Source organism: Streptomyces sp. NBC_00988, assembly GCF_045162645.1.
GTDB lineage: Bacteria > Actinomycetota > Actinomycetes > Streptomycetales > Streptomycetaceae > Streptomyces.
On sequence record NZ_CP108730.1, the window covers coordinates 7,625,507 to 7,640,892 of the forward strand.

At 70.7% G+C, this 15,386-nt stretch carries 15 protein-coding genes; 8 read left to right on the forward strand and 7 right to left on the reverse strand.

Going from position 1 to position 15,386, the window contains the following annotated elements:
- The first annotated feature begins 11 nt into the window (after nucleotides 1-11).
- Nucleotides 12-875 carry a biotin--[acetyl-CoA-carboxylase] ligase gene (locus OG496_RS35230; RefSeq protein WP_366489403.1) on the forward strand — a complete coding sequence of 288 codons (864 nt, stop codon included), beginning with the start codon at nucleotides 12-14 and terminating at the stop codon, nucleotides 873-875.
- Nucleotides 876-993: 118 nt separating this feature from the next.
- Complete coding sequence (locus OG496_RS35235; protein ID WP_366489404.1) at nucleotides 994-2,121, forward strand: adenylate/guanylate cyclase domain-containing protein; 1,128 nt, start codon at nucleotides 994-996, stop codon at nucleotides 2,119-2,121.
- A gap of 20 nt (nucleotides 2,122-2,141) precedes the next feature.
- On the opposite strand, the gene OG496_RS35240 is transcribed toward OG496_RS35235, so the two are convergent.
- Nucleotides 2,142-2,747: a hypothetical protein gene (locus OG496_RS35240; protein ID WP_405973770.1), complete on the reverse strand. Its 606-nt coding sequence runs from the start codon at nucleotides 2,745-2,747 to the stop codon at nucleotides 2,142-2,144.
- Nucleotides 2,748-2,893: 146 nt separating this feature from the next.
- Here OG496_RS35240 and OG496_RS35245 point away from each other — a divergent pair, with 146 nt between their 5' ends.
- On the forward strand, nucleotides 2,894-3,688 hold the full coding sequence (locus tag OG496_RS35245) for an enoyl-CoA hydratase/isomerase family protein (RefSeq protein WP_405973771.1): 795 nt from the start codon (nucleotides 2,894-2,896) through the stop codon (nucleotides 3,686-3,688).
- Nucleotides 3,689-3,767: 79 nt separating this feature from the next.
- Here OG496_RS35245 and OG496_RS35250 read toward each other — a convergent pair whose 3' ends face one another.
- Nucleotides 3,768-4,658 carry a hypothetical protein gene (locus tag OG496_RS35250; RefSeq protein ID WP_405973772.1) on the reverse strand — a complete coding sequence of 297 codons (891 nt, stop codon included), beginning with the start codon at nucleotides 4,656-4,658 and terminating at the stop codon, nucleotides 3,768-3,770.
- A gap of 91 nt (nucleotides 4,659-4,749) precedes the next feature.
- On the reverse strand, nucleotides 4,750-6,252 hold the full coding sequence (locus tag OG496_RS35255; RefSeq protein ID WP_405973773.1) for a cytochrome P450: 1,503 nt from the start codon (nucleotides 6,250-6,252) through the stop codon (nucleotides 4,750-4,752).
- A 227-nt stretch (nucleotides 6,253-6,479) separates the two neighbouring features.
- Here OG496_RS35255 and OG496_RS35260 point away from each other — a divergent pair, with 227 nt between their 5' ends.
- The 3 genes from OG496_RS35260 to hutH all read left to right on the forward strand — a co-directional run bounded on the left by OG496_RS35260 (nucleotide 6,480) and on the right by hutH (nucleotide 10,663).
- Nucleotides 6,480-7,853: a cytochrome P450 gene (locus OG496_RS35260; RefSeq protein ID WP_405973774.1), complete on the forward strand. Its 1,374-nt coding sequence runs from the start codon at nucleotides 6,480-6,482 to the stop codon at nucleotides 7,851-7,853.
- Between the two features lie 37 nt (nucleotides 7,854-7,890).
- Entirely contained in the window at nucleotides 7,891-9,042 is a 1,152-nt protein-coding gene (locus OG496_RS35265) for a sensor domain-containing diguanylate cyclase (protein WP_366489415.1), read from the forward strand.
- 82 nt (nucleotides 9,043-9,124) lie between these two features.
- A complete protein-coding gene (hutH, locus tag OG496_RS35270; RefSeq protein WP_405976773.1) occupies nucleotides 9,125-10,663 on the forward strand; it encodes a histidine ammonia-lyase in 1,539 nt (512 codons plus the stop codon).
- A 42-nt stretch (nucleotides 10,664-10,705) separates the two neighbouring features.
- Here hutH and OG496_RS35275 read toward each other — a convergent pair whose 3' ends face one another.
- Together OG496_RS35275 and OG496_RS35280 are read right to left on the reverse strand one after the other, a co-directional pair.
- Nucleotides 10,706-11,530: a hypothetical protein gene (locus tag OG496_RS35275; protein ID WP_405973775.1), complete on the reverse strand. Its 825-nt coding sequence runs from the start codon at nucleotides 11,528-11,530 to the stop codon at nucleotides 10,706-10,708.
- A gap of 41 nt (nucleotides 11,531-11,571) precedes the next feature.
- Nucleotides 11,572-11,865, reverse strand: a complete 294-nt coding sequence (locus OG496_RS35280) for an LAETG motif-containing sortase-dependent surface protein (RefSeq protein WP_033280240.1) — start codon at nucleotides 11,863-11,865, stop codon at nucleotides 11,572-11,574.
- Between the two features lie 130 nt (nucleotides 11,866-11,995).
- On the opposite strand from OG496_RS35280, the gene OG496_RS35285 reads away from it, so the two are divergent.
- Nucleotides 11,996-12,349 carry a hypothetical protein gene (locus OG496_RS35285; protein WP_328679704.1) on the forward strand — a complete coding sequence of 118 codons (354 nt, stop codon included), beginning with the start codon at nucleotides 11,996-11,998 and terminating at the stop codon, nucleotides 12,347-12,349.
- A 186-nt stretch (nucleotides 12,350-12,535) separates the two neighbouring features.
- Nucleotides 12,536-13,786 (forward strand): Ig-like domain-containing protein, encoded by a 1,251-nt coding sequence (locus OG496_RS35290; RefSeq protein ID WP_405973776.1) that lies wholly within the window; start codon nucleotides 12,536-12,538, stop codon nucleotides 13,784-13,786.
- A gap of 490 nt (nucleotides 13,787-14,276) precedes the next feature.
- Here the strand turns inward: OG496_RS35290 and OG496_RS35295 are convergent, their stop codons facing one another.
- Both OG496_RS35295 and OG496_RS35300 read right to left on the reverse strand, forming a co-directional pair.
- A complete protein-coding gene (locus OG496_RS35295; RefSeq protein WP_405973777.1) occupies nucleotides 14,277-14,510 on the reverse strand; it encodes a DUF397 domain-containing protein in 234 nt (77 codons plus the stop codon).
- A complete protein-coding gene (locus OG496_RS35300; protein WP_405976774.1) occupies nucleotides 14,482-15,315 on the reverse strand; it encodes a helix-turn-helix domain-containing protein in 834 nt (277 codons plus the stop codon). Before OG496_RS35300 ends, OG496_RS35295 begins: the two co-directional genes overlap by 29 nt.
- Between the last annotated feature and the right edge of the window lie 71 nt (nucleotides 15,316-15,386).

The window sequence follows — 15,386 nt, forward strand, 5'->3', positions numbered from 1 at the left end:
GGGTGGCTGGCATGACGCCGCGAGATGCCTCAGACGACAGCAGCCGTTGGTCCGATCTGGAACGGCCGCCCCTCAACGCCGGCGCGCTGCGCCGCGGACTCGTGCGGGCGGGCGGGCTGTGGACCGGCGTGGAGGTCGTGCAGCGCACCGGTTCCACGAACTCCGACCTCGTCGCGCTGGCCGCCGCCGGCAAGGCGGCCGAGGGTACCGTCCTCGTCGCTGAGGAGCAGACCTCGGGGCGCGGGCGGCTCGACCGGCAGTGGACGGCACCGGCCCGCTCCGGCCTCTTCTTCTCCGTCCTGCTGGAGCCGAGCGACGTGCCCGTGGCCCGCTGGGGCTGGCTGCCGTTGCTCACCGGGGTCGCCGTCGCGACGGGTCTGTCCCGCTCGGCCGGCATCGACACGGCACTCAAGTGGCCCAACGACCTCCTGGTGACTGTCGGCGGCGAGGAACGCAAGGCCGGCGGCATCCTCGCCGAGCGCGCGGGCGACGACGCGGTGATCGTCGGCGTCGGCATCAACGTCACCCTGCGCGAGGACGAGCTGCCCGTTCCGCAGGCGGCCTCACTGGCCCTGGCCGGGGCTGTCACCACGGACCGCGACCCTCTCCTGCGGGCGGTTCTGCGGTCCCTGGAGCACTGGTACGACAAGTGGCGCGCGGCGGGCGGCGACCCGGCCGCCAGCGGCCTCCAGGAGACCTACGCCGCTGGCTGCTCGACGCTCGGCCGGGTCGTCCGGGCCGAACTGCCCGGGGACCGGTCCATCACCGGCGAGGCCGTCGCGATCGACGGCGACGGGCGGCTCGTCCTGGCCACGGAGGACGGCGTGCAGGAGCCCGTGGGGGCGGGCGACATCGTCCACCTGCGCCCCGCGTGACCCCGACCGCTCTTGTGGCGGCTCTTCCCGTGTGACTCACGGAGTGAGCTGGCCCACACCTGCCGTAGCATTGGGCCCGGTCGATACCTGACCGTGGCAGATCGGAAGGGCAGCAGGCGTGACCGTCGACGACACGGGCTCCGGCGCGGACGCGGACGGCCGGGTGGACCCCGATGCCGTCGTTCCCAGCGAGAACCCGCTCGCGCTGCGCCTCGAAGGACTGATCCTCGGCGCGGAGCGCCGCTACACCCCCTTCCAGGCGGCCCGCACCGCCGGCGTCTCCATGGAGCTGGCCACGCGCTTCTGGCGGGCCATGGGCTTCGCCGACGTCGGCCAGGCCAAGGCGTTCACGGAGGCGGACGTCCTCGCGCTGCGCCGCCTCGCCGGTCTCGTCGAGGCGGGGCTGCTGAGCGAGGCGATGGCGGTGCAGGTGGCCCGCTCCACCGGGCAGACCACCGCGCGGCTGGCCGGCTGGCAGATGGACTCGTTCCTGGAGGGCCTGACCGAGCCGCCGGAGCCGGGCATGTCCCGCACCGAGGTGACGTACCCGATCATCGAACTGCTGCTGCCCGAACTGGAGGAGTTCCTCGTCTACGTCTGGCGGCGCCAGCTCGCCGCCTCGGCCGGCCGGGTCGTCCAGGCGGGCGACGACGAGGAGATGGTCGACCGGCGCCTGGCCGTCGGCTTCGCCGACCTGGTGGGCTTCACGCGGCTGACCCGCCGCATGGAGGAGGAGGAACTCGGCGAACTCGTCGAGGCCTTCGAGACCACCGCCGCCGACCTCGTGGCAGCGCGCGGCGGCCGTCTGATCAAGACCCTGGGCGACGAGGTGCTCTTCTCCGCCGACGACGCCGGAGTCGCCGCCGAGATCGCCCTGCGCCTCATCGAGACCATGGCCAACGACGAGACGATGCCCGAACTCCGCGTCGGCATCGCCTTCGGCACGGTGACGACCCGCATGGGCGACGTCTTCGGCACGACGGTCAACCTCGCCTCCCGCCTCACGTCGATAGCTCCTCGCGACGCCGTCCTCGTCGACAGCGCCTTCGCCGAGGAACTCATCCGCAGCGGCGAGGCCCCCGCCTCCGAGGCGGAGGCCGCCGAAGCCGCGGCGAAGGCAGAGAAGGAGGGCGAGGAGCCCCCGACCTACCGCTTCGCCCTCCAGCCGATGTGGCAACGCCCCGTGCGCGGCCTGGGAGTTGTCGAACCCTGGCTCCTCACCCGCCGGGACTCGTCACCGGTGTAGGCCCAACTCGCTTACGCCGGTCAGTGTTTGGCGAGCCCGTCCACGCAGAGCCCGATGATCGGCACGCACAGACTCGGCCGACTCGGGGCAGGGGCGGGGTAGTTGGGGGTCCGGCTGGGTGCGGGCGTGGGCGTCGAAGTGGGAGTCGAGGCAGGCCGGGGAGCCGGTGCCTGAGGCGGTGGCGTGGCGGCCGTCGCTGTCTCCGGGATGGTCGTCGGGTTCGCGTCCACGGGTGTCTGCGCCGCCGTCGCATACGGAGTCGGTACGACCCCGAAGGTCGTCGTAGGACTAGGCGTCGCGCTCACCCCGCCCATCGCCGAGGTCGCGGAGGGGATCGCGGCCGGGTCGGCGCTGATGGTCGCGGCGGCGTTGGCGGGCCGGTCAGTGCTGTCCGTGGCGCCGGTGCCGGGGTCCGGGCGGGGTTCCGCCTCCGCCGTGCCCAGCCCGCCGATTCCCGACTCGGGCGCCAGCCGTACGAGGCTCAGCACCCCGGCGGCCACGGCGAGCCCTCCGACGGCGAGCAGGACCTTGCGGGGCCGGGGACGGCGGTGCCGGCCCCTGGGGAGCGGCGGCGGCGCTATGTCCGCCGCACCCTCGGCCGGCTCCGCCTTCGTGGTCGTCGTCACGATCCCTCCCCTGTGGTGTGGCGGACGCACGTTATGCGCTTCTACGGGCGGTGCGGCGGGAGTTGGGCGGGATGTCACCCGAACGGGGAAGCCGCGTGCGATGATCGGGGCGAGGTCTGTTAACCCACGTTAACCAGGAGGCGGTCATGGGCGAGGAGCGGTTCGGGGAGTTCGTGCTGGTGCGGCGGCACGGGTACGTCGCGGAACTGGTCCTGGACCGGCCCAAGGCCATGAACGCGGTCTCCACGGCGATGGCGGGCTCGATCGCCGAGGCCTGCACGGCCCTGGCGGCGGACCGGGACGTACGCGTGACCGTGGTGACCTCGTCGCACGAGCGGGCGTTCTGCGTGGGCGCGGACCTCAAGGAGCGCAACTCCCTCACGGACGCGGAACTCGTACGGCAGCGCCCGCTCGCGCGCCGCGCGTACACCGGCGTCCTGGAGCTCCCCATGCCGACGATCGCCGCCGTGCACGGCTTCGCCCTCGGCGGCGGCTTCGAACTCGCCCTGTCCTGCGACCTGATCGTGGCGGACGGTACGGCCGTGGTGGGCCTGCCGGAGGTGTCGGTGGGCGTGATCCCGGGCGGCGGCGGTACCCAGTTGCTGCCTCGGCGGGTGGGCGCGGCCCGGGCGGCCGAACTGATCTTCACCGCACGGCGGTTGGAGGCGCCCGAGGCGTCGGAGCTGGGCCTGGTGGACGTCCTGGTGGAGCCGGGCCAGGACCGCGAGGAGGCCCTGGCGCTGGGTGCGCGCATCGCCGCGAACTCGCCGGTCGGCCTGCGGGCGGCCAAGCGGGCGCTGCGACTGGGGCACGGCCTGGATCTCCGGGCGGGCCTTGAGGTCGAGGACGCGGCCTGGCGCTCGGTGGCGTTCTCCGGGGACCGGGCGGAGGGCGTGGCGGCGTTCAACGAGAAGCGGACGCCGGAGTGGCCGGGGGAGTAGCGGGGGAGGAAGAGGGGGCTTGTGTGCGTTGCCGGGTGCGGGTTCGTTGTGGCTGGCCGTGTTGGTCAGTTGCCCCCGCTCACCCCTCGAACAACCCCGGCCCGCCGCCACCCCGCCCCGGCGTCGTCACGTGATACCGACCGCACGTCATCGACCAGTCCACGTTGCCCCGAATCCACGCCCCCATCCCGCGGACGTACCGGGACAGCCTCGCGTCGCCCTGCGCCAGCAGGGGGCGGGACAGGTGGTCGTACAGGGAGATCTGGCTCTCGCACATGTGGACCGCCCTGTCCAGCGCCTCCTGGAGGGGGCAGCGGAAGTGCTGTGCCAGGACGGTGATCAGGTTGGTGTGGTCCGGCCAGTGCAGCTCGCGTACGCCCGAGATGATGTCGTTGGTGTACGCGACGGCGCGTGCGGCGGCCTGTTCGCAGGAGCGGACGTCGGGGCGGGCCCAGAGGGGGCCCGGCAGGTAGCAGTCCTCGGCGAGTTCGATGACGACGAAGCACATGCCCCGCATCAGGATCGTGGACTCGCGCAGGCGTAGGTACTGGTCCAGGTCCGGCACGATGCCCTTCGTGCGGTAGATCGCCTCCGCCGCCGCGGCGCCCAGATAGCGGTTGAAGCCGTCGGTGATCCGCTCGAGCTGTTCGTGGTGGGCTGCCATCCGGGTCACTCTGGTGCGCAGGTCCACCAAGGCTTCCAGGTAGGGCTCGGGCACCGGGTCCCGCGCGCCCTGCAACACGCGCTGCGACCAGAGGATGTGCTCGGCCAGGTCTTCGATCCGGCCCTGCGCGGGGGCCTGTTCGGCGAAGCGGTCGTCCTGGAGGAAGAGCCACACCATCAGCTGTGCCGCGAGAACGGCGCCCTCCAGGCTGCCGTGCGGATGGGTCAGCGCCCCGAGTTCGCCGAACTGCACGGCGCGCGCGGCGACTTCGTCGGCGGGGGTGACGATGTAGTCGTAGCGGCGCATCCAGGCGATGGTCCGCTCGGTGATCTCCGCCTCTCCGGGGTGCCGAGCCGGGGGTACGGGACACCACAACTCCGGTACAGAGAGCGGGGGTTCAGTCGGCCGCGGGGTCGGTCGGGTGGGCGGGGCAGCGGGGCGTTCCCGCTGATGCGCCGGCTTCATCAATGGGCTCCTCCTGCGGGCTGGTCGGCACCTTCGACCTCAACTCCTGCCGATGTTCTGCCTGTTCGGCCGTCGTGGCCCTCGTGCCGTGCGGCTCCACCGTCAGGTTCAGCGGGACCGGGGACAGCGTCATCCGCAGCATCGGCCGCGGACCGGGGGTGCCGGGGACCTTGGCCAGGCGGACCCTGGACAGGATGTGCGCGGCGGCCAGGGTCGCCTCCGCCATGCCGTAGGCGTCGCCGATGCACTTGCGGGTGCCCGCCCCGAACGGGATGAACGCCTCGCGCTGCTCGCGGCCGACCCGGCCGGGCAGCCAGCGGTCCGGGTCGAACCGCTCCGGGTCGGGGAAGCGCTCCGCGTCCCGGTGCAGGCAGTACGGGCTGAACATGACCTCGTCCCCGGGGCCCAGCCGGGTGCCGCCGAGGTCGACGTCCCCGGTGACCCTGCGGCTGAGGACCGAGACCGACGGGTACAGGCGCAGGGTCTCGGTCAGGGTCCGGCCCAGGAGAGGTAGGGCGGGGATGTCGTCGTGGACGGGAGCGCGGCCCGGCAGCACGGTGCCGACCTCGTCGTGCAGGTTCTGCTCCAGTGTCCTGTCCCCGGACAGTACGGCGAACGTCCAGGAGAGCAGGTCGGCGGTGGCGGGGATGCCGCCGATCATGAGGGTGGCGATCTGGTCGCACACCTCCTCGTCGGTGAAGGCCCGCCCATGGTCGTCCCTGGCGGCCATGATCAGGGACAGCCCGTCGCTCAGGTCCGCGCCGCGGGCACGGTACGCGGCGACCATCCGCGCGATCAGGGAGCGGGCGGTGACCCGGGCCCGCTCGAAGCGGCGGTTGGCCGGCAGGGGAGCCCGGTGCACCAGCCCGAAGGGGATCACCATCTGCCACCACATGCCGGGCATCAGGACGGTGTACGCCTCCTCGATCTCGGCGGTGAGCCGCAGCTGGGCCGGGTCCGAGAACAGGGTGCGGGTCAGGGCCCGGCAGGCGAGGCGGCGCATCTCCCGACACACGTCCACGATCTGGCCCGGCGCCCACGAGGCGACCGTCTCGCGGGCGCAGTCGACCATCGCGGCGGTGTAGCCGGTGACGCAGGCGGGACGGAACGCCTGGTTCATCAAAGGGCGTTGGTAGCGGTGGTCGGCGGCGGAGCAGGTGCCCAGGCCGTCGCCGATCAGGGTGCGGGCGGCGTCCACGAACGGGCCGCCCTTGTCGAAGCGTTGGTGTTCGGTGACCAGCGCCCCGCGCACCAGCTCGGGATCGGTGAGGAGGTGGACGGGCTTGGGGCCAAGACGCAGTCGCACCACGGGCGCCCGGGTGTGCTGGCGCAGCAGGAACGGCATGGGGTCGCGCCACATCGGCAGCGCGTGACCCAGGACCGGCAGACCCTGGGCGGCGGACGGCGGCGGGGTGACGGGGGCCGGTGCGGACATACGGCGCTCCTCGGCTCGGAGGTCCGGTCGTCGGATCCGACGGGCACCATGGTCGGGCGCCGAGGGGGTGGGCCGTAAGGGCGTGTGCGGGAGCACAACAGGGGCGCTGGGCTGGGCAGTTGGCGCCCTGTCCGGCCGGCCGGACGACGAGGACACTGCTGTCGGTACGAGGTCGGGGCACCCGGACCACGGGGTGAGCGCCGTCCGCGACCGAAGGGGGCTGTCCTGTGCCGACCGTCGACGACGTACCCACCGCGCCGGGCTGCCTGCCCGGCATCGGGCATCTGCACCACCTCGTCGGCGACCGGCTGGGGTTCCTCGAATCGCTGCGGCGGGAGGGGCCGTTGGTCCGGGTCCGGCTGGGAACCGCGCCGGTCTACGTCGTGACCGACCCCGCGCTGGTGCACCAGGTGCAGTCCTCCAAGGGGCGCAGCTTCGGGCGGGGCAGGCAGTTCCAGCGGCTGGCGGCCCTGCTGGGCAACGGCCTGATCACCTCGGACGGGGAGCTGTACCACCGGCAGCGCAGGACCGTGCAGAAGGCGTTCACGGTGGCGCACATCGAGCGGTATCTGACGGCGATCCACCGGCAGGCGGAGCAGGTGTGCGCCGGCTGGGAGGAAGGGCGCCCGGTGGACGTGCTGCACGAGATGAAGGCCCTGTCCGTGGCGGTGATGGCCGGGACGGTCTTCTCCGGGCGCATGACCGACCGGGTCCTCGACCAGGTGGTCCAGGTCCTGCCGGTGATCGAGAAGGCGGCCGTCGAACGCCCGATGATGCCCGAGGTGGTGGACCGGCTGCCCCTGCCCTTCGTGCGCCGCGGGGACGAGGCCATGGCCCGGATGCGGGCCGTGGTGGGCGAGGCGCTGGAGGCCTGCCGTGACCGGGAGCCGGTGGACGGGGCCGCGGGTGACGTGGTGGCGTGCCTGCTGGCGGCGCGCGATCCGGACACCGGCCGGCCGCTCGACCACGACCTGGTGTGCGACGAGATCATCGCCCTGCTGGTCGGTGGCGCGGCCAACGTGCCGACCATGCTGGCCTGGACGTGGTTCCGGCTGGCGCTGCGGCCGGGGGCGGAGGAGCGGGTGCTCGCCGAGATCGCCGCCCTGGACGGGGCCCCGACCATGGTGGACCTGGACGGCGGGATGCCGTACACGCGGGCGGTGATGTTCGAGGCGATGCGGCTGCACTCGGTGCAACTGGTGACCCAACGCACCGTGGCGGCCGTGGAGTTGGGCGGAGTGATGCTGCCGAGCGGCACCGACACCGCGTACAGCATGCACTCCCTGCACACCGATCCGCGGCTCTTCCCGCATCCGAAGGTGTTCTCCCCGGAGCGGTGGCTGCCGGACAGCGGGTGGGAGCCGGTGCGGCACGCGTTCGTGCCGTTCGGCGGCGGCCGGTTCAAGTGCGTCGGCGACAACTTCGCCTGCGCGGCGATCCTGGCCACGATGGCGGCGGTGGGCGCCCGCTGGCGGCTCGGGATTCCGCCCGGCCTGAGGGTCGGTGTGTCGGTCAGGGAACCGATCCCCGGCCCGAAGGGTCTACGGCTCGTGCCGCACCCTGTGAGGTCTGCCGCCAGAGGTACCCGTTCGCCGCATTGACATCCCTTTATGTCCCTAATGTCCCTAGCCTGGAGTGATGGGTGAGGACAGGCGGTTGGCGGCCGTGGTGGAGCTGGCGCAGGGGATGGCGGCGGCACACACCCCTCGTGAGTCCTGGCGGGCGGCGGCGGCCGGGGCGTGCCGGGCGCTGGACGGGAGTTTCGCCGCGCTGTCGGTGTGGGAGCGGGAGCTGGGGCGGCTGCGGGTCCTGGTGAACGTGGGGGAGCGGGCCGCGGGCGAGGAGGAGTTCCCGGACGGCGAGACCTACCCGGTGCACCAGTTCCCCGAGATCACCGAGTTCCTGCACGAACGGTGGGCGGGCGGCGGCGAGCCCAACGCCTGGGTCGAGACCGCCGAGGGCCCGGCCGCGGGCAGCCCCGGCTACTGCCACCAACGCGTGGCCGCCCTACGGCGTCGTAGGCGCGGATGCTGTGTCGTCGCCCCGATCGTGCTGCACGGGCGGGCGTGGGGTGAGCTGTATGTGGCGCGGCCGGTCGGTGCGCCGGTCTTCGGCCGGGGTGACGCCGACTTCGCCACGGTCCTGGCCTCCGTCGTCGCGGCCGGGATCGCGCAGACCGAGCGGCTGGAGGAGGCGCGGCGGCTCGCCTTCACGGACGCGCTCACCGGGCTCGCCAACCGCCGTGCCGTCGACGTGCGGCTCGACGAGGCGATCGAGCGGCACCGGCGCGACGGGGTCGTGGTCAGCCTCGTCGTCTGCGACCTCAACGGGCTCAAGCGCGTCAACGACACCCGGGGGCATGCGGTCGGTGACCGGCTGCTTGAGCGCTTCGGTTCGGTGCTGTCGCTGTGCGGGGCGATGCTGCCGGGCGCGCTCGCGGCGCGGCTCGGCGGCGACGAGTTCTGCCTGCTCGCGGTCGGGCCGCCCGCCGATGAAGTGGTCGACGCGGCGGTCGAACTGTGCCGCCGGGCGGCCGAGTTGGAGCTGGGTGAAGGTGTCGCGTGCGGGGTCGCGTCGACGGAGGATCCGATCGGGGCGGTGCGTTCCGGCCGTCGGCTGTTCCGGCTGGCGGACGCGGCCCAGTACCGCGCGAAGGCCCTCCGCGCCGACAAGCCGGTGGTCGCCGGGCGGGACGGGCCGGACGATCCCGTGGTGCGGCTCGCGGACTCCCCTACGCCGGAGATGCCTGCCGAGCGGCGGCGGTTCCGGGGGCGTAGGACGGGGCTGTAGGACGTGACCTACCTGTAAGGGTCTAAGTGGCTACCCGGTAGTGACATCGCTGCATTCAATGCGTACGCTCCTGAATATGGATATGCACACTGTGGTGGTGGGGACGTCCGGGGTCACCGCGTCCGACGTTCTTGCCGTGGCGCGCGGGGGCGCCCGGATCGAGCTTTCCGGTGAGGCCGTCGCGGCGCTCGCCGCGGCGCGGGAGATCGTGGACGCGCTGGCCGCCAAGCCGGAGCCCGTGTACGGGGTGAGCACCGGGTTCGGGGCGTTGGCGTCGCGGCACATCAGCCCGGAACTGCGGGCACAGTTGCAGCGCAACATCGTTCGTTCGCACGCCGCCGGGATGGGGCCGCGGGTGGAGCGGGAAGTCGTCCGCGCGCTCATGTTCCTGCGGCTGAAGACCGTCTGCTCCGGTCACACCGGGGTGCGGCCCGAGGTCGCGCAGACCATGGCCGACGTGCTGAACGCCGGGATCACCCCCGTCGTCCACGAGTACGGCTCCCTCGGCTGCTCCGGCGACCTCGCGCCGCTCTCCCACTGCGCGCTGACGCTCATGGGCGAGGGCGACGCCGAGGGTCCGGACGGGGTCGTACGGCCCGCCGGTGAGCTGCTCGCGGAAGCGGGGATCGCGCCTGTCGAACTGCGCGAGAAGGAGGGCCTCGCCCTTCTCAACGGCACCGACGGCATGCTCGGCATGCTGGTCATGGCCCTCGCCGACCTCGACATGCTCTACAAGTCCGCCGACGTCACCGCCGCGCTCTCCCTGGAGGCACTGCTCGGTACCGACAAGGTGCTCGCGCCCGAGCTGCACGCCATCCGCCCGCACCCCGGTCAGGGTGCCAGCGCCGCCAACATGCTTGCCGTGCTTGCCGGTTCGGAGCTGACCGGGCACCACCAGGACGGCGCGCCCCGCGTCCAGGACGCCTACTCCGTACGGTGCGCCCCGCAGGTCGCCGGCGCCGGACGCGACACCATCGCGCACGCACGGCTCGTCGCCGAGCGGGAGTTGGCGTCCGCCGTCGACAACCCCGTTGTGCTGCCCGACGGTCGGGTCGAGTCCAACGGCAACTTCCATGGCGCGCCCGTGGCTTACGTCCTCGACTTCCTCGCCATCGTCATCGCCGACCTCGGTTCGATCGCCGAGCGCCGTACCGACCGGCTGCTCGACAAGAACCGCTCGCACGGGCTGCCGCCGTTCCTCGCGGACGACGCCGGTGTCGACTCCGGGCTGATGATCGCCCAGTACACGCAGGCCGCGCTGGTCAGCGAGATGAAGCGGCTCGCCGTACCGGCGTCCGCCGACTCGATCCCGTCCTCCGCGATGCAGGAGGACCACGTCTCCATGGGCTGGTCGGCCGCGCGCAAGCTCCGCACCGCCGTCGACAACCTCACCCGGATCATCGCCGTCGAGCTCTACGCCGCGACGCGCGCCGTGGAGCTGCGCGAGGGCCTGGCCCCGGCGCCCGCGTCCCGGGCGGTCATCGACGCCGTACGGGCGGCGGGAGTCGAGGGTCCCGGTCCGGACCGGTTCCTGTCGCCCGACCTCGCGGCGGCGGACGCGTTCGTGCGGGGCGGGCACGTGGTCGAGGCCGTGGAGAAGGTCACCGGGCCACTGCGATAGGGCAGTTGGGGCCCCGTCCCGTCAACGGCGGGGCCCCGTCGGTCACTTGAACTTGGCGGCCTGGGCGTCGATCACGACGGACGGCACGACGTAGGCCTTGCCCGACATGAGGGCGCCGAGGTTGACCGTGTAGTACGTGACGAGGGTGCTGCCGTGGCGCACCACCTCGGTGTGCGCGGTGCCCGTCTCGCCGCCGGAGTCCTCCATCACGGCGCTCGCGCCGAACGCCACCGATTCGTCACCGGTGCCGGACGCCTTCTCGGCGGCGACCCCGGTGTACTTCTGGCTGTCGCCGCCCGAGGTGACGGTGAAGCCGCCGGCGCAGCTCTTGACCCCGTCGGAGACCGCCTTGAACGCCTTCTCCGCGCCGTCGCCGTCGTACGAGGACAGTCCGACGACGGTGGTCGTGCGGTCCAGCGCGGCACCGAACGCGTCGTCGAACTCCTTCTCGGTCATGTCCTCCACGGACTTGGAGGCGGCGGAGGAGGGCTTCTTCGCCTCGGTGACCATCTTGTTCGTGGCCGCGGCGGCGTCGCCCGGCGCCTGCCCGGCCATGGCCCAGGCCACCGGCCGGCACTGCGCCTTGTCGACCGTGACCGCGCTCTTGGTCGCGGGGTACGTCTTGCCGACCGACCCGACCTCGTAGCCGACGGCATCGCCCTTCGCGATGGCCAGCTTCTTCAACTCGGTGACGGTGAGCGCCTTGGCGGTGTTCTTCGAGGAGTCCTGGGCGGAATCCCCGGTGCTGCTCTTGGAGTTGCTCTCGGCCTTGTCCGAACCGCCGTCGGAGCAACCGGTGATGAGGGCCAGCGACAGTGCGCCCACCGCGACGGTGACGCACAGCCGTATGCCCGATGATCTCTTCATGAGCGGACTATGAAGCTTGAGTCAAAGAGTCGTCAAGCAAGTTAAAAGCCGAGGCGTTCCCGTCGTACCGAATACGCCACGAACCCGGCGCCGAGGCCGAGGAACACCGTGCCGCCGACGATGTACGGCGTGGTGTTCGGGCTGCCGGTGTCGGCGAGTTGGGTGTCGTCGGAGGAGGCGGTGACGGCCGTCGAGGTGACCCGTGCCTGCTGGGTGACCTGCGAGGCAGGTGTCGCCGAAGTCTCCACTCTGGCCTGGTCGGTCACCGTCGCGTTGGCGGAGGGGACGAACCAGAGGGCGCCCAGCAGGGTGCCCGCGGCGGTGGCGGTCAGCATCGTTCGGCGAGCGGTTGACACGGAATATCGATCCCCTTGTGGCGCTGGCGAATTGGCCGTGTGGAGCGATGCTAATGAACTGTGCGGGTCGCGGGAAAGTCACGGGAGCTGTGGGCCGTACGCTCCCGGCATGAGCACTCCAGAGACATCACGTTTTGTACGCCTTCGTGTCGAACTCGTTCTTGAAGTCGAGAACGAGGACGCCGTGACCAAGGCCGCGCTGGCCAAGATCGCCGAGGATCCCGAGCTGCCCGGCGACGAGCGCGGGCACGCCGAGACCGCTGTGACGGAAGACACCGCCGAGGCGCTCGCCTATCTCGTGGACCCGTTCGACCTGGTCAGTGAGATGCCCGGGGTCGAGCTGGCCCAGGCCTCGTGGAGCAGTGAGGAGATCGACTACGACCCGGATTCGCCGGATTGGGACATCGACGAGGATGATGTCGACGGCGATGAGGAAGCGGACGGGGTGGCAGTGGTCGGCTGAGCCGTGCGCGGGAGAATGTGACCCCGGGCGGCAAGCGCTGCCCGGGGTTTCGCCGTGGACGTGGTGTGCCCCACACATGCGCAACAAGCGGAACGGGACGCACCAGTCGTAGCGTTGGTTTATTAAGGATTGTTTAACGGGGTGCTCGGGGTTTTCGGGGATTCGGCAACGATGGAGAAACGTGTGATGACGGACAGTAAGCGGCGCAAGAGCCTCATGGCCGCGTCCGCACTGCTCGGCGGTGTGCTCGTGCTCACGGCGTGTTCCGGCAGCGACGACAAGTCGTCCGGCAGCGATTCGAGCCAGAGTTCACAGTCGAAGGCCGACGAGGCGGCGGCGAAGAAGTCGTCCGAGGCCCAGATCAAGATCACACCGGCGGACGGTTCGGACAACGCCTCCATCAACAACTCGGCCGCGGTGACGGTCAGCAAGGGCACGCTCACGGCCGTGACGATGACGACCGCGGACGGCAAGGCCGTCGCGGGCACCATCGCCGCCGACAAGCTCAGCTGGAAGCCCAGCGCGCAGCTGGACCGCTCGACCACGTACAAGGTCGCGGCCACCGCGAAGGACTCCGCGGGCCTCGCCGCCCACGAGAACGCCTCGTTCACCACGGTCTCCCCGGCCAACAGCTTCATAGGGAACTTCACGCCCGAGGACGGCTCGACGGTCGGCGTCGGCATGCCGGTGTCGATCAACTTCAACAAGGCGATCACGAACAAGTCCGCCGTCCAGAAGGGCATCACGGTCACCTCCACCAGCGGCCAGGAAGTCGTCTGCCACTGGTTCAACACCCAGCGCATGGACTGCCGCCCCGACGAGTACTGGAAGGAGAACTCCACCGTCACGCTGAAGCTCGCGCTCGACGGCGTCGAGGGCGCCTCCGGGGTCTACGGCGTGCAGCAGAAGACGGTCACCTTCCACATCGGCCGCAACCAGGTCTCGTACGTCGACGCGAAGTCCAAGCAGATGAAGGTCGAGCAGGACGGCAAGGTCGTCAAGACCATCCCGATCTCGGCCGGTTCGCCCGAACACACCACGTACAACGGCCAGATGGTCATGTCCGAGAAGTTCACGCAGACGCGTATGAACGGTGCGACGGTCGGTTTCACGGACGACGACGGCAAGGGCGAGTACGACATCAAGGACGTCCCCCACGCCATCCGCCTCACCAGCTCCGGCACGTTCATCCACGGCAACTACTGGGGCTCGCCCTCGGTGTTCGGCTCCGTCAACACCAGCCACGGCTGCGTCGGCCTCCAGGACGTGAAGGGCGCGGGCGACAAGAACATGCCGGCGGCCTGGTTCTACAACAACTCGATGGTCGGCGACGTGGTCGTCATCTCCAACACCGGCGACAAGACGGTGGCCCCGGACAACGGCCTCAACGGCTGGAACATGGACTGGGCCCAGTGGAAGGCGGGGTCGGCGGTCTGACCCGACCCCACCTGACCTGTCGACTCCGGTCAACTTCGGTTTGCTTGAAGGCGGTTGCCCCTGGCGGGGCGGCCGCCTTTTGCGTTGCGGAAGTCAAGTGGTCCATGGGGGCGGAGAGTTGCCAGTAGCATACGGAACGTGACGTACCTCGGGTGCGCCTCCCTTGTTCCGGGCCCCTCTCCTCGGGGCCCGGCCCGAAGCGGGGCGGTTCCGGGTAAAGAAAAAAGGCCGCCTCCCTATGGAAAGGGAGGCGCACCCTATGGGACGTCATGCCAGGCCAAGGCTGACTCTCGTGTGTCGACTCACCCGGTTGCTGCCGGAATCGTGGGCCAAGCACGTGAGGAGGTGGTGGCTCTGGTGGCTCAGCAGGTAGCGGGAGATCCCCCGAAGGACTAGGGACCTCCCACCAAGCTCCTGACCGAGCTTGAGCCCCTGTCGCGGTATCCGGCCGTGGCGGGGGCTCGTTTCTCTTCTCCGACGACGATACCGGCTACGGCGCCCGCAGCAACCCCGACTCGTCAACAGGGGTCTTGAGTGCGGTGATGAACGGGGTCCAGGCGGGGGCGGTGAGGATGAGGGCGGGGCGGTTCGGGGCCTTTGAGTCGCGGACGGGGACGAGGCCGGGGAGGTTGGCGGCGACCTCTACGCAGTTGCCGCCGCTTTCGTTGCTGTAGCTGCTCTTGAACCAGAGAGCGTCACTCAAGTCGATCCGGGTGCTTGCCATTTCGGTAATCCTCCGCCGCTGCCTTGATCATGGCGAGGGACGTGCCTGGTGACAGCGCGACGGCCCTGAGCCGATCGTATGCCTTGCGGTACTGATCCACGAGGGCCGGATCATCAATGGTGTCACCGCAGTAGGACGCCTCGGTGTACACCAGCGGCGGGGCATCCGGGAACGTCATGCTCATGATGGAGGCGGCCATCAGGGGGTACGCCTTCTGTTTCCGCGGAACGATCTGCGGAGTGATTCGGCGCCGCTCCGCCAGCTCCGCGATGCGATCCAGTTGTGCTGTCATGGCCTGGGCTTCCAGGAGCGGTTCGGTGATCAGCGACTCATGCAGGATGACCCAGTACTCCGGGATGTGGTGGTCCTCCTCGAAGAGATTGGCGCGTGCCATACGAGCGTTGACCTTCTCCTCCACATCGGCGTCGAGCGACAGCGGGAGACCCGCCAGGATGACGGCCCGCGCGTAGGCCGGAGTCTGAAGTAGCCCAGGGAGGAGTGTCGGGCACCACTCCTCGATGGTCGTGGCGTGCTTCTCCGCGTCCAGGACCTTCTCGAAGTACTCGGCGTGCCCTGCCCGACGGGCTTTCCGCACCGACTCGCAGTTCCGCTCGAAGAACCCGTCCGTCCCCAACTTCTGATCCGCGTGCTGGGCCAGATCGAGCGGCATCCTTCGCTCGCCGTGCTCAATGTCGCTCAGGTACGTCTTGCTGTAGAAGCTGCCCTTCAGGAACGCATCCAACGACAGCCCCGCCTCCTCCCGCTTCCACCTCAACTCCTTGCCGAAGAAGGTCGGAACGCTCATCGACCCGTCGATGTCCTTGCCCCGTGCAACCACTTGCCCTCCTCCGCAGCCCCGGTCGCGAACGCGAAACC

Bases quoted from the DNA above. Each gene is read 5' to 3' on its own strand.
- OG496_RS35230 (WP_366489403.1), top strand. From the start codon at position 12: ATGACGCCGCGAGATGCCTCAGACGACAGCAGCCGTTGGTCCGATCTG.
- OG496_RS35245 (WP_405973771.1), top strand. From the start codon at position 2,894: ATGGGCGAGGAGCGGTTCGGGGAGTTCGTGCTGGTGCGGCGGCACGGG.
- OG496_RS35250 (WP_405973772.1), bottom strand. From the start codon at position 4,658: ATGCGCCGCTACGACTACATCGTCACCCCCGCCGACGAAGTCGCCGCG.
- OG496_RS35255 (WP_405973773.1), bottom strand. From the start codon at position 6,252: ATGTCCGCACCGGCCCCCGTCACCCCGCCGCCGTCCGCCGCCCAGGGT.
- OG496_RS35265 (WP_366489415.1), top strand. From the start codon at position 7,891: ATGGGTGAGGACAGGCGGTTGGCGGCCGTGGTGGAGCTGGCGCAGGGG.
- hutH (WP_405976773.1), top strand. From the start codon at position 9,125: ATGCACACTGTGGTGGTGGGGACGTCCGGGGTCACCGCGTCCGACGTT.
- OG496_RS35275 (WP_405973775.1), bottom strand. From the start codon at position 11,530: ATGAAGAGATCATCGGGCATACGGCTGTGCGTCACCGTCGCGGTGGGC.
- OG496_RS35280 (WP_033280240.1), bottom strand. From the start codon at position 11,865: ATGCTGACCGCCACCGCCGCGGGCACCCTGCTGGGCGCCCTCTGGTTC.
- OG496_RS35285 (WP_328679704.1), top strand. From the start codon at position 11,996: ATGAGCACTCCAGAGACATCACGTTTTGTACGCCTTCGTGTCGAACTC.
- OG496_RS35290 (WP_405973776.1), top strand. From the start codon at position 12,536: ATGACGGACAGTAAGCGGCGCAAGAGCCTCATGGCCGCGTCCGCACTG.
- OG496_RS35295 (WP_405973777.1), bottom strand. From the start codon at position 14,510: ATGGCAAGCACCCGGATCGACTTGAGTGACGCTCTCTGGTTCAAGAGC.
- OG496_RS35300 (WP_405976774.1), bottom strand. From the start codon at position 15,315: ATGAGCGTTCCGACCTTCTTCGGCAAGGAGTTGAGGTGGAAGCGGGAG.